Source organism: Bradyrhizobium sp. 157 (assembly GCF_023073815.1).
GTDB lineage: Bacteria > Pseudomonadota > Alphaproteobacteria > Rhizobiales > Xanthobacteraceae > Bradyrhizobium.
In genome coordinates, this window is sequence record NZ_JADPKF010000050.1 from 64,410 (window position 1) to 76,900 (window position 12,491).

A 12,491-nucleotide genomic window follows, 5' to 3' on the forward strand; every position below is an offset into this window, starting at 1 on the left:
GCGCGAGAGGGAAACGGCATCGCCGGGATAAGCAGGAGAGCATCGATGCTGATCGACTGGGATGAGCTGGAAAATACGGTCGAGTTCGTCAGCATGGGAAACGAGGCCGTCCTTTGCCGGAAGACCGGCAAGTTTTTCTGGCTTACCGATGTCGAGGAAGACATCGAGGCGTGGCCGGACGATGCTCACGACGAGCAAAAATATCTTGTGATCCCAGACAAGAAGGGCTGCCGCAGAGCTGACGTATAGCCCCGGAGGTCATTTTGTCACCTCGACCGGCACCGTGCCGCCCTGGCTGCGGCCAGCGGCCGTCGCATCCCACCAGCTGCCCAGGGCATCAAGCAACGACACGAGCTTGAGGCCAGCCGGCGTCAGATCATATTCCACGCGCAACGGATATCCTTCGAACTCACTGCGCTCGACAATGCCGGCGTCCTCCAGCTTGCGCAGCTCCAGGGTTAGCATCTTGTGCGAGATCGTAGGGTTGTCCCTGCGCAGGTCGCTGAAGCGTTTGGTGCCCTGCTTCAGATAGTAGATCAGCAGGCTGGGCCAGCGACCGCTGATGACCTGCATCACTTCTTCGATGGGACAGCGGGAGACGAGATCTTTCATCTGACTACTCGTGGTTACAAAAAGGTGCGTAATTTACTTGGGCAGCGCGATCCGTAGATTCCAGTCACGCTGCGCAGCGTGATCGGCAGAAATCACGGAGAACATACCAATGGAACCGATACTTGTTTATGGCTTCCCGGCCGGAAGCTCGATGGGACTTGTCGCCGCCCTTGAATGGCTTGGCAAACCTTATCGGCTTTGCCGAGTCGATATGCTCGGCGAGATGCGCGACCCTTCCTATGCCCGCATCAATGCCCGGCATGAAACGCCGGTGCTGATCACGGATGCAGGGCGGGTGCTGACCGAGACGATGGCGATCGCCGCCTGGCTCGAGGCAAGAGACAGCGAGCGGCGCATCAGCTTCACACCGCTTTCGCCAGAAGCAGACCGGATGCACCAACTGATCGGCTTCGTTAACACCGGCTTCACTGGCGCCTTCTCGCCGCTGTGGGCGGCGATGGAGATGGCGAAACCAAACCCGCAAATGCAGGCATCGCTACGTGAGTTCGGCGCCGCACGGGTGATCGAGCGGCATGACAAGCTCGAAGCCATGATCGGGAATCATCCTTTTCTCATGGGTGAGCGCCCGACCCTTGCAGACGGCGTTCTGGTCGGCGTCGCGCGCTGGCTCGACTTCCATCAAGTCGCCGATCCGGCACGCTGGCCAAAACTCGCCGCGGTGCGGCGGCGCATTGAGGCCGACCCCGCCGTCATCTATGCGACGGCGCTAGAGAGCGGAGATATCGGTTCGGGAACAGACGCTTGTGTCGGCCATATCCCACTCGCGGATGTTATCGAGCGGTTCGGCGACCAGAGTATTATCGGTTCTGATTGAATCAGAACCGAAGCTCTAGATTCTCGTTTTGACGCGTTTGCTAGCTCGATCGCGCCAAGTGGAACGCCGGGAAGCAGCCCGGCGTCCACATGGCGGGGGTTGAACGGCCGACGCGGCAAGAACCTCTATTTCCACTTCGCCAGATAGAAGCGCGGCAGCTCATCCGGGTACGGGGTGAAGTCGAGCTGCTTGGAGTGGCCGTAGGTCGTCACATAGGTGTGCAACGGCGCCCAATAGGCTTGTTCGGTGATCTTCTTGATCGCCGCCGAATAGGCCTCCTTGCGCACCTCCGGGTTGATGGATGAGCCGCCCTGGACCAGCCATTTCTGCACGTCGGGATCGCGTGCGTAGTCGTCGGCGCCGCCGTCGAAGTAGTTCGGCAGAATGGCGGAGACGTCGTTGATCGAATAGCTGCCCCAGCTTCCGAGATACATCCGCAATTCGCCGGCCTTGGCCCGCTGGATCAGCGCCGCCGTCTGGAGCTGGTTGAGTTTGGCGCGAATGCCGACCGCATGCAGGTAGTTCTGCACCGAGGAGCCCCATTGCGGCAGCACGTAGCTCGCAAGCTCGACATCGAATCCATCGGGATAACCGGCCTCGGCAAGGAGCTGCTTGGCCTTCGCCGGATTGTAGTCGTAGCTTATCGCCGCTTCGGCATCGCAGCCGAACTGCGATGGGAAGCATGGTGCGGCGGGGACGCGGCTGCCGCCAGTGACGAGCTTGTCGGCGATCGCCTTGCGGTCGATCGCGTACCAGATCGCCTGACGCACCTTGAGCTTGGTCAGGGGATTGTCGGCGCCGGTGCGGCCGGCCGCATCCATCGAGAGAAAGCCGATCCGCATCGATTCCTTGCGCACCGCCTGCAGATGCGGCATCCGGTTCACGGGCTCAAGCTGGTCCGGGTTCATGTTCCAGATCCAGTCGGCGCGGCCGGCGAGCAATTCCGTCATCTCGGTGCCGGCATCGGGCACGAAGCGCACGCTCATCTTCTTGATCGCCGGCTTGCCCTTGGGGCTGCCGGCCCAGTAATCCTCGAAGCGCTCGAAGTCGATGGAGACGCCGGGCTCGACCTTGGTGATCTTGTAGGGGCCCGCGCCGACCGGCGCCTTGGCATAACCCTCCGCGCCGACCTTCTCGCGATAGGCCTTGGGATAGATCGGCAGCACCAGCGCGAAATATTCCAGCGCCGCGGGGTTCGGCCGCTTCAGCTTGACGCGCACCGAAAGGTCACCGGTCTTTTCCGCCTTGTCGATCCAGTTGTAATTCGACGGCGTCGAGACGCGGCTCGCCGGATCGGCAACGATGTTGACGGTGTATACGACGTCGTCGGCCGTGAACGGGCTGCCATCATGAAACTTGACGCCCGGGCGCAGCGTGAACTCGATCGTGGTGGGGTCCGGCAGCTTCCATTCGGTTGCGAGCAGCGGTTCGAGCTTGAACGTATCGGGATTGCGGTAGACCAGCGCGTCCCAGCCCTGGTGGTGCATCACCACGCCGGTGCGCAGGTTGTTGTAGAAGGGATCGACGTTAGGCAGCGCGTCGCGCATCACGATCCGCAGTGTGTCGGCGGATTTCTGCGCCGAAGCGGGCAACGCACCGGCTCCCGATAGTACCACGGCCAGAATGGCCGCGCCGAGCTTGTTTTGCATACGCATATTGCCCTCCATCATTCGCGTTTACAGACGGCGTGAAGCACGCCCTATGCCAGATGACACTCTACCATTCCCTGGGGCGCGCGGACCATGGGCATTGGCGCCTCATGGCGGCAGCGCTCGATTGCGATGCGGCATCGCGGGTTGAACCGGCAGCCCGGCGGAATATTGGCGGGATCCGGCATGATGTCGCCGAGACCGATGTCCGGCACGCCCTTGCCCGGCTCCGGCGTCAGCACGCTTTCCAGGAGCGCCTTGGTGTAGGGGTGCCGGGGGCTGCGAAACAGCGCGTCGGTTTCGTTGCGCTCGACGAACCGGCCGAGATACATGACGGCGACTTCGCTCGCGACATGCTCGACGACGGCGAGATTGTGGCTGATGAAAAGGTAGGTCAGCCCGAGGTCGCGGCGCAGGTCGGCCAAGAGGTTGAGGATCTGCGCCTGCACCGATACGTCGAGCGCGCTGGTCGGCTCGTCGCAGATCACGATCCGCGGCTCCAGCACCAATGCGCGGGCAATCGCCGCCCGCTGGCGTTGCCCGCCGGAAAGTTGCGCCGGCATGCGCTCGCCCATCGCAGCCGATAGGCCGACGCGTTCGAGAATGCCGCCGACCCGGCGCTCGATCTCGGCGCGCGAGAACGTGCCCTGGGCCGTCAGCGGCAGCGCGACGATATCCTTGATGCGCCGGCGCGGGTTGAGCGAGGCGAACGGATCCTGGAACACCGGTTGGATCAGGCGCGCCCGCGCCTTGCGGTCGAGGTCGAACAGGCGCTTGCCATCGACCAGCACGGTCCCCGCCGTCGGCTTGAGCAGCCCGAGGATCAGGCGCGCCAGCGTGGATTTGCCGCATCCGGACTCGCCGACGATGCCGAGCACGCTACCGGCGGGCACGCTGAAGGTGACATCGTCGACCGCGACCACCCGCTTTTCCGCCGACATCAGCCCGGTGTGGACGCGGAATTCGCACCGCAGATTTTCGACCTCGATCGCGGCGGTCATGCGGGTTGTAGCTCCGCCCAGTCCGGCTCTAGCCGGCAAAGATAATCATGCGCATCGCCCGCCGGCCGCCGCGGTATCGCACGCGTGCAGGTTTCGTTGGCGTGGGCGCAGCGCGAGCGAAAGGCGCAGCCGGCAAAGCCGGGCCCGATCGCCGGCACGACGCCGGGGATCGAGCCGAGCGGCCGGTCGCGCTGCACCCGACCGGGCACCGGCACGCAGGACAGAAGGCCCCGTGTGTAGGGATGTTGCGGCGCGCGGAACAGTTCTGCGGTCGGCGCGCGCTCGACCACCTCGCCGGCATACATCACCGACACGTGGTCGGCGACGCGCGCGACGATACCCAGGTCATGCGTGATCAGCAGGATCGAGAGGCCGAGCTCGCGCTTGAGGCCGGCGAGCAGCCGCAGGATCTGCGCCTGCACGGTGACATCGAGCGCGGTGGTCGGCTCGTCGGCAATCAACAGTTCCGGATCGCACATCAGCGCCATCGCGATCATGACGCGCTGGCGCAGACCGCCGGAGAGCTGGTGCGGGAACTGGCCGAGCCGCATGCCGGGCGCGGTGATACCGACGCGGCCCATCAGTTCGGCGGCGCGGTCGAGCGCCGCCGCGCGCGAGCCGCCCTTGTGGCGCGTCATGACCTCCGCCATCTGCGAACCGATGGTGAAGGCCGGATTGAGGCTGGTCATCGGCTCCTGAAAGATCATCGCCATCCGGTTGCCGCGCAGGCGCGCCATCTCGCGGTCCGACAGCGACGTGAGGTCAGTGCCGGCAAAATGCATCCGTTTCGCCGAACGTTGGCCGCCGCGGGCGAGCAGGCTCATCACCGCCAGCGCGGTGACCGACTTGCCGCAGCCGGATTCGCCGACCAGGCAATGGGTCTCGCCCTTCTCGACCCGGAACGAAGCGCCGCGCACCGCCGCGGTGCGGCCGAACGTTACCTGAAGCTCCTCCACGTCCAAGAGCGCGCTCATCGCAGCCGCTCCGCGCCGAGCAGATTGCGCAGTCCGTCGCCGACCAGATTGATGCCAAGCACCAGAACCGCCAGGGCTACGCCGGGAATCATGATCACCCAGGGCGAAAAGAACATGTAGTCCTTGCCCTCGGCGATCATCAGCCCCCAGGACCGCAGCGGCGGCGGCACGCCTAGCCCCAGGAACGACAGGGCGGCCTCGAGCAGGATGGCCAGCGCCATCTCCAGCGTTGCCACTACGGCAAGATGGCTTGCGATGTTCGGCAAAATTTCCTTGATCAAGATGTGCGGCATCGAGGCGCCGGCGCACCAGGCGGCGCTGACATAGTCGTGGTTGCGGACCTGCATGGTGGTGGCGCGCGCGACGACCGCGAAGCGGTCCCATAGCAGAAGCCCAAGGGTGGCGACCACGAGCCCGAGGCCCGAACCCATCAGCCCGACCACCGCAAGCGCGACCAGCACGACGGGGATCGACAATCGCGTCGTGATGGCGAACAGCACGACATCGTCGACGCGGCCGCCGAAGAATCCGCCGAGCACGCCGAGCGTGATGCCGATCAGTCCCGACGTGATCACGGTCATGATGCCGATTAAAAGCGAAATGCGCGCGCCATAGACCAGCCGCGCAAGATAATCCCGGCCGAGTTGGTCGGTACCGAGCCAATGGCCCGGCTGAGTGCCCTCCATCCAGAATGGCGGCTTGAGACGGTTGCCGAGATCCTGGGTGAACGGGTCCTGCGGCACCAACGCATTGCCGACGAGCGCCGCCGCCAGGACGACCGCGACGATGGCGATGCCGATCGCAAAGCCGGCGGTGCCGATGCGCGAGCTACCTATGCTCGAAGGCTGCGGCGCCTGAATGGCAATCGGTTCGCTCATCCGGTCCTCAGCCTTGGATCAAGTAGCGCATTGAGGATATCGGCCAACAGGGTGAGGCCGATATAGAACACGGCCAGCACCAGCACCACCGCCTGCACCACAGGGAAATCGTTCTTGGCGATGCTCTCCCAGCCGAGATAGCCGACGCCATGCAGCGCGAACACCGTTTCGATGACAATCGAGCCGCCCAGCATGAAACCGAGCTGGACCGCCGCAATGGAGACGACGGGAATGGCGGCGTTGCGCAGCGCGTGCTTGAAGATGATGCGCGCCCGCGACAGGCCTTTGGCGCGCGCGGTGCGGATGTAGTCCGAGGCCATCGCCTCGATCATGCCGGAGCGCGTCAGCCGCGTCAGCGCCGGGATCGCGGTGAAGGCGAGCACGATGCCGGGCATCACGAAATGCTGCCAGGTGCCGGTGCCTGATATGGGCAGGATGCCGAGCTGCAGGCCGAGCACGATCATCAGGATCAGCGCCAGCCAGAAGCTCGGGACCGCCTGCCCCACCATCGTGAATAAGGTCACGCCGCGATCGAGCCAGGTGTTCTCGCGCAGCGCCGCCAGGATGCCGAGCGGAAGCGAGATAATCAAGGCGAGACTTAAGCCGACCAGGCCGAGCGTCAGCGTGATCGGCAGGCGCTTCTGGATCAGGTTCGCCACGCTGTCCTTGAAGAAATAGCTCTGGCCGAAATCGCCAACCATGGCACGGCCGGTCCAGGCGAAGAACTGGACATAGAGCGGGCGGTCGAGGCCGTAGGCTTTGCGGATGATTTCGACGTCGGCCTGCGTCGCCTGCGGACCTGCGATCGACACCGCGAGGTCGCCGGACAGCCGCGTCAGCAGGAACGCAAGCGTCATGACGGTCAGCGCGACCAGCACACCGAGAGCAAGACGCCGGGCAATCAGACGCAACATATATCAGGACTCCACGACCGACCCGGGGCGCGCATTCTCAAATCGGCCGCCATACAACAAAGCGAACGTAACGGTGTCATCAAACAGTTGTCTCTTGCAAGAGAGGCGGCGATATTTCGTGCAGGGTGTGCACGTCTTGGAGTGTCGGACACCTAAGATCGATTCGAGCCGCGCGGGGCCGCGGCTCGCTGCCGCGTTCCGATCGCGGCGTTGAGGAACGTGGTGCGAGCGTTGCGCCCGTCCACGCCATGGAGGCGAATGCAATGTGCATGCCATGGCGGGAGTTCTGACACCCGATCAGGGCAACGCCTTCGCGCTCCAAAAAATCAAATGAATTCAAGGGCTTTGCTGCGGAGTGGCGAACCTTCCGGAGCAAACTGGGGCACGAAGAGCGGCGAGCGATCAATGGCTCATCTGCTGCTGCGCCTGATTGAGCAGCCGGACCAGCTCAACGTGCGAGGCCCTTGAATAATCCGATGCTCACGCGCATTCCCTTGCCGGGGGCGCTATCGACATCGAAATCCGCTCTGGCGTTCTCCGTCAATGTACTGAGCATCAGGGCTGAAAGCTTTCCGGGCACAGGCCACGTAGCGCCTTCGGGAAGTCCGTTTCCGTCGTCTGCCACTACGACCCGATAGTAATCGTCGCGCTCCTGCAGGCATCTGACCGTCAATGTGCCCGATTCACGGCCATCAAAGGCGTACTTGAATGCATTCGTCAGCAGTTCATTGACGAGAAGTCCCACGGGCATCGCAACGTTGATTGAAATCGGAGCCTGATCGGCTTTGAGGTCCAGTCTAACGCCGTCAAGACCGTGAGTACGCGTCACCGCGGACGCAATTTGTGTAAGATACTGGCCAAGATCGATGGTTTGACCAAGACCGTCGCCGGAAAGTTCTCGGTAGAGAATGGCCAATGATTCGATGCGTCCAGCCAGACGATCCAAGGCCGCCCGGTCAGCGCTGTTTTGATTGCGAATATCAAGGCGAATGAGGGCGGCGATCAGTTGCAGATTGTTCTTTACTCGATGCTGCAACTCCTTCAGCAAAAGATCCTTATCGCGCAATTGCCGCTCAAATTCCTCACGTTGCGATTTTGCGCGCTCGGTAATGTCAATCAGCGCGACGATGCGATAGTCCTCCGTTCCGTCCTCGTTTTGGATCACGCCGGCAAATGCATCTACCAATAAGTGCTTCGGCTGCTCGCGTTGAAACGTCCCGATAAAGTCATCGCAGTTGAGTAGCGACTTGGTGAAGGTGACGTCAGGCTGTCCTTCTAGCGTGAACGACTCCAGGACCGACCAACCTCTTCCCTGGATTTCCGAGGCGGTTTGACCCGTCAGCGCCTCATAGGACTTGTTCGCAAAAATTATGCGCTGGTCTCCACCGATTATTTTGGAGATGACCACCGCGATCGGTAAGCGATCGAGGAACAGCCTGAATTCGTGGGAGTTGATCGCTTCTGTGATATCGAGCGCATCGAACAGATCATTGACCTGCTGCGAAGCAGACGCGGAACCCTGTTCTGGGTCACCCATGTTACCTGTCCTGGTTGCCGGGCGGGATTCGCTCCTGTCCCGCTATCCATGCAGGACGTACGTGGAGAATAATAAGGGTCTGGCGCATCCGTGCCAGTCAAATCCCGGACGGCGGCGCGCGACCGCGCCTTGGGGCCGAGGGAAAGGTCGTAGGCTGAAGCTGCTTCGGGGTCGCCGACATCGAGATATTTCTCGGTTCCCGGACCGCCGCGGTCGAAGCGGCTGGAACATGCAAATCTCTACCGATGGCCCGCCGCCGCGGTGCCGAGCGGCAAGACCGCGAGCGATGACGGCTTAACCGGCGTTTGCTCCTGTGTCGGAGGACGCAGCAGAGCTGCCGATTCCCTCGTGCCGTAGACGAGCATCGTCGTCGAGCCGATGAGCACCATCAGGGCTGAGACGATAACCGCGAGGAAGATCCGTTCCATGAACGGTCAATGAACGGAAGCGACATCCGTTCCCTCATACTTGGGTATGGCAGTCAAGCGAAGCTTCCTTGCGCTGGCCGGCAAATAGAGGGACGTCCAGAGAGGTCCGACAGTCGTCCATGCCGCAGACCGCGTCGGACACCGAGGTCCGCTCCTTAAGACCCGCGCCAATCTTCCGGCGATGCGGGCCTAACTGGTTCCAAATTAGCGTCGTCCAAATTGTGCCGAATGCACGCGGCGCGCTTCCGCAATCCGTCGCGGCGCGCCTGCCCTTCGGAAGCCGATGAGCGCCGCGGCAAGATAGCCGCGGGCGGCCTTTCTCTCGGATTTATGCGCGAACAATGCAGCGAGGTCAGCCAGGGTCCTGGCAACCTCGAACGCCGCGCCGCATTGCTCGAACGCCGAAAGCGCTCGCAACAACCGGGCCTCGGCTTCGTCAAAATCGTTCCGGGCAATATCGATGCGCCCAAGCGCTCGCAGCACCAGACCGGAACTGAAGGTGAGTCCGTCGGACTGTTCCAATTCAAGCGCCCGCGATGCCGTCTCCCCGGCACGGTCGAGATCGCCGGCCAGAAGCTGGGCCTCGCTCAGGAAAGCAAGGCAACGCATTTCACCGCTGCGAACCGGGCTCTTGCGGAGCTGCACGACCACCTCACTCAGGATTGTAACCGCGGTATTCGCGTCGCCCTGATCGACGTAGGCAAGACCCATTGATCCCAAAACGAGGTTTGAGACCATCGGATCGCGCGAAAGCTCAAGGCTCTGTTGCGCCGCTTCAATGGCGTCCTCATGGTCGCCGCGCAAGGCCAGCGCCCACGCGATGACCGAACCCGCTAGCGCGACAATCCGCGGCCAGCCGATGGCGCGGCCGATGACCTGTTCCTGCCTGGCCGCGTCGAGCGCGGCCTGCAGGTCGCCCGCGACCACGCTGTTGAGCGCGAGGTCATGGTAGACCAGCCCAAGCCACTGCGGTTCGCGCGTGGTCTCGAGCAGCGAAATCGCCCGTCTGGCATGGGCGATGCCCTGCTGCGGATGGCCGGTTTCGTAGGCGATGAGCGACAAAGCGTGCAGCGCCTTGCCGATCGCGTCGCCATTGCCGGCGCGCTCGCCCTCGCTGAGTGCCCGTTCGCCCGCGGCCTTTCCTTCCGCATAGCGGCCCAGATAGAAGCAGGTTAGCCCGACACGGAAATGATATTCGGATATCAGGAGCGGATCGACGACACGCCCGACATGATCCGCGTGAGTCCGCAGAATTTCCCAGATCTCCCGCTGGCGGCCGAGCATGGAGAGCACGAAGGTCTGACGCAGGGCCAAATCGAGCTTTTGATGATCGCGCTCCGATGCCGGCAGCAATTCAGCTACGTCAGCCGCCTGCTGAAAGGCGCGCAAGGCGTCATCGAGGGCGTAGCGCCTTCCGGCCAGAGCAGCGAACTGGATCAGGCTGGGTATAGCCCTGCGCGCATCGCCGGCCTGCAGATAATGATGGCCGAGCTGATCCGCGATTTCCTCGCTGTCGCCACGGTGCAGCTCCTCGATGGCCTCACCAACGGCTGAGTGCAACAAACGGCGCTGCTGGGGCATCAGTTGCTCATAGGCGACGCGGCGGATCCAGTCGTGACAGAAATCAACCCGCTCGCCCTCGGTGGTCAGGATGTGGCGTCGCACCAGTTGCTCGACGGCGATCGCCGCGTCCACTTCAGCGATCTTTCCGGCGCGGGCCAGCAGCGAGAAGGTGAAGTCGCGGCCGATCGCCGCCGCCACCGGCACCAGGCGCCTCGGCAGTTCGGGCAGACGCTCCAGCCGGGCCGTCACGAACTCCCGTATCAGACTCGACTCGCCTTGCCGTATGGCAGGCCGCTCATGGTCCAGCGACCGCACGGATTCGACGATGATGAACGGGTTGCCCTCGCTCGCCACCCAGATGTCCTGCGCGGCATTTGCGGATTGCGGGCCGCGACGGCCGGCCGGCAGCAGCGCCTGGATCAATGTCGCGGCATCTCGTTGCGAAAGCGCGCCCAGCGGGATTTCGTCAAGCCGTGTGTCGCTCCGCAGCTCCTTGAGCGATTGCGCCAGCACCGGCACATCGACGAGCTCCTCGGGCCGCATGCTGCCCACGACGAGAATCGGCAGGCGATCGATGCGCCGGCCGAAGAAGGCAAGGAACCGCGCGCTGAGACCATCGCACCAGTGCAGGTCCTCGAGAATGAAAACGGTCGGCTGCCCCGACGCCAGTTCCACGAGCAGCTGGGCGAGCGCGTCGAACAGCAAGGAATATTGCTCCGGCGCGGTGACCGGCTGGCTTCCGGACTGCCGCAGCTCGGGAAAGACGCGGACGAGCTGGGCATTGGCCGCGGCGCCGAGGCGGTCGCGAACCGCGGCATCGAGAACGGTGCCGCTTTCGCGCAAGGCATCGATCCAGGCATGCAGCGGGAGGATCTGCTCCGTCTCATGGCAGCGTCCGATCAGGACCCGGACGCCCGATGGAACGTTGCCGATGAATTCGCGCAGCAGCCGGCTCTTGCCGATGCCCGCCTCGCCGCGCAGCAACACGACGCGCCCGCCGGTATCGAGCATGTTGGTCAAGGCGTCGTTGAGATGACCCAACTCGAATTCGCGGCCGACCAGCTGGACTTCGTCGGCCCGTGCGTTGACGACTCGTGGCAGAAGCGAAGCAGGTCGCCGTTGCCGGTCGGGACCGGGCCCGGCACTGCGCAAAATGTCGCGGTAGACCTGCTGCGTCTCTTCCTCAGGCTCGACGCCGAGTTCGCGCTCAAACCAATCGACGCACTGCTGATACTGCTTCAGCGCCGCCGCGCGCTGCCCTTGTCCCAGCAACAGCCGCATCAACGTTCGCTGCATCCGCTCCTGCGACGGATCGATGGCGAGCAAACGCCGCGCCGTCTGAATAGCGGCCTCGGGCGTCTTGGACGCCTGCCGGTCAACCAGCTTCGCCAGCGCCTCGACCGCCAGGACATTGAGGCGATCACGCTCGAAGCTGCGCCATTCGTTGAAGTCCGGCTCGTTCAGATCCAGGCCCGCCAGAAATTCGCCTTTGCAGAGCTCGGCAACCTTCGCCAATCCTTCCGTCGTGCCGTCGGCGAGCGCGGTTTCCAGCAGCGCGACGTCCACCACCACGGCCTCGGCATCAAGCGCAATCGCGCCGCTGCGCGTCAGCAGCAGGGGCCGCTCGCCCTCGGCTAGCCGGCGAACGCTGACCAAGGCCTGCCGGAAGCTCTGCCGCGCCAGGGTTTCTGAGGTATCGCCCCAGAACATCGCCGTGAGCTTTTCACGCGCGTGAAAGCGCCCCACCGGAACCGCAAGATAGGCAAGCAAGGCCTGCGATTTTTTGGTCGGCAAGGAGCGTTTGCCGTGGCCGCCTAACTGAAACGAACAGCCACCGAGAAGGTCGATATGGAGTTTGGCCCCGCTGGCGGATCCGGACTGAGACATTGCCAATCGATTCTATTCCAAACGCGATTTCCGAAATGAATTTGCGGCGGCACCTAATGTTCTTGATTTGATCCTTAACGACCCCGGGGATCCGCACGTCGGTCGCAGCCCCCCGATGAGATCGTAAATTTCCCCTTAAGCCGGAGCCAGCGATTTTTCACATCCTTTTGACGCAAGGCTGCTCCAGTCGCTCTACGAACATTAGGAGGTTGT

11 protein-coding genes are annotated in these 12,491 nt (G+C 63.2%); 2 read left to right on the forward strand and 9 right to left on the reverse strand.

The genetic code is table 11. The annotated features are described in order from the left end of the window. Positions 1-45: 45 nt before the first annotated feature. On the forward strand, positions 46-249 hold the full coding sequence (locus IVA95_RS11355; protein ID WP_247510552.1) for a hypothetical protein: 204 nt from the start codon (positions 46-48) through the stop codon (positions 247-249). A gap of 9 nt (positions 250-258) precedes the next feature. Here the strand turns inward: IVA95_RS11355 and IVA95_RS11360 are convergent, their stop codons facing one another. Beyond that, a complete protein-coding gene (locus tag IVA95_RS11360; RefSeq protein ID WP_247510553.1) occupies positions 259-612 on the reverse strand; it encodes a helix-turn-helix domain-containing protein in 354 nt (117 codons plus the stop codon). A gap of 109 nt (positions 613-721) precedes the next feature. Between IVA95_RS11360 and IVA95_RS11365 the strand changes: the two genes are divergently transcribed. Next, entirely contained in the window at positions 722-1,447 is a 726-nt protein-coding gene (locus tag IVA95_RS11365) for a glutathione S-transferase family protein (RefSeq protein WP_247510554.1), read from the forward strand. 125 nt (positions 1,448-1,572) lie between these two features. On the opposite strand, the gene IVA95_RS11370 is transcribed toward IVA95_RS11365, so the two are convergent. From IVA95_RS11370 to IVA95_RS11405, 8 genes are all read right to left on the reverse strand, one after another. Continuing rightward, positions 1,573-3,102, reverse strand: a complete 1,530-nt coding sequence (locus IVA95_RS11370) for an ABC transporter substrate-binding protein (protein ID WP_247510555.1) — start codon at positions 3,100-3,102, stop codon at positions 1,573-1,575. 44 nt (positions 3,103-3,146) lie between these two features. Further along, entirely contained in the window at positions 3,147-4,097 is a 951-nt protein-coding gene (locus tag IVA95_RS11375) for an oligopeptide/dipeptide ABC transporter ATP-binding protein (protein WP_247510556.1), read from the reverse strand. Further along, positions 4,094-5,071, reverse strand: coding sequence for an ABC transporter ATP-binding protein (locus tag IVA95_RS11380; protein ID WP_247510557.1), 978 nt, complete (start codon positions 5,069-5,071; stop codon positions 4,094-4,096). Before IVA95_RS11380 ends, IVA95_RS11375 begins: the two co-directional genes overlap by 4 nt. Then, the gene (locus IVA95_RS11385) at positions 5,068-5,949 is read right to left on the reverse strand and encodes an ABC transporter permease (protein WP_247510558.1); all 882 of its coding nucleotides are present in this window, start codon (positions 5,947-5,949) and stop codon (positions 5,068-5,070) included. The genes IVA95_RS11380 and IVA95_RS11385 overlap by 4 nt, the downstream gene beginning before the upstream one ends. Beyond that, complete coding sequence (locus IVA95_RS11390; RefSeq protein ID WP_247510559.1) at positions 5,946-6,863, reverse strand: ABC transporter permease; 918 nt, start codon at positions 6,861-6,863, stop codon at positions 5,946-5,948. Before IVA95_RS11390 ends, IVA95_RS11385 begins: the two co-directional genes overlap by 4 nt. A 448-nt stretch (positions 6,864-7,311) precedes the next feature. Continuing rightward, positions 7,312-8,400: a histidine kinase dimerization/phosphoacceptor domain -containing protein gene (locus IVA95_RS11395; protein WP_247510560.1), complete on the reverse strand. Its 1,089-nt coding sequence runs from the start codon at positions 8,398-8,400 to the stop codon at positions 7,312-7,314. Positions 8,401-8,639: 239 nt separating this feature from the next. After that, on the reverse strand, positions 8,640-8,828 hold the full coding sequence (locus tag IVA95_RS11400; RefSeq protein ID WP_247510561.1) for a hypothetical protein: 189 nt from the start codon (positions 8,826-8,828) through the stop codon (positions 8,640-8,642). Positions 8,829-9,032: 204 nt separating this feature from the next. Then, entirely contained in the window at positions 9,033-12,278 is a 3,246-nt protein-coding gene (locus IVA95_RS11405; protein WP_247510562.1) for an AAA family ATPase, read from the reverse strand. Between the last annotated feature and the right edge of the window lie 213 nt (positions 12,279-12,491).

Excerpts from the sequence above, each read along its gene's own strand:
- IVA95_RS11355 (WP_247510552.1), top strand. The coding sequence starts at position 46 with ATGCTGATCGACTGGGATGAGCTGGAAAATACGGTCGAGTTCGTCAGC.
- IVA95_RS11360 (WP_247510553.1), bottom strand. The coding sequence starts at position 612 with ATGAAAGATCTCGTCTCCCGCTGTCCCATCGAAGAAGTGATGCAGGTC.
- IVA95_RS11365 (WP_247510554.1), top strand. The coding sequence starts at position 722 with ATGGAACCGATACTTGTTTATGGCTTCCCGGCCGGAAGCTCGATGGGA.
- IVA95_RS11370 (WP_247510555.1), bottom strand. The coding sequence starts at position 3,102 with ATGCGTATGCAAAACAAGCTCGGCGCGGCCATTCTGGCCGTGGTACTA.
- IVA95_RS11375 (WP_247510556.1), bottom strand. The coding sequence starts at position 4,097 with ATGACCGCCGCGATCGAGGTCGAAAATCTGCGGTGCGAATTCCGCGTC.
- IVA95_RS11380 (WP_247510557.1), bottom strand. The coding sequence starts at position 5,071 with ATGAGCGCGCTCTTGGACGTGGAGGAGCTTCAGGTAACGTTCGGCCGC.
- IVA95_RS11385 (WP_247510558.1), bottom strand. The coding sequence starts at position 5,949 with ATGAGCGAACCGATTGCCATTCAGGCGCCGCAGCCTTCGAGCATAGGT.
- IVA95_RS11390 (WP_247510559.1), bottom strand. The coding sequence starts at position 6,863 with ATGTTGCGTCTGATTGCCCGGCGTCTTGCTCTCGGTGTGCTGGTCGCG.
- IVA95_RS11395 (WP_247510560.1), bottom strand. The coding sequence starts at position 8,400 with ATGGGTGACCCAGAACAGGGTTCCGCGTCTGCTTCGCAGCAGGTCAAT.
- IVA95_RS11400 (WP_247510561.1), bottom strand. The coding sequence starts at position 8,828 with ATGGAACGGATCTTCCTCGCGGTTATCGTCTCAGCCCTGATGGTGCTC.
- IVA95_RS11405 (WP_247510562.1), bottom strand. The coding sequence starts at position 12,278 with ATGTCTCAGTCCGGATCCGCCAGCGGGGCCAAACTCCATATCGACCTT.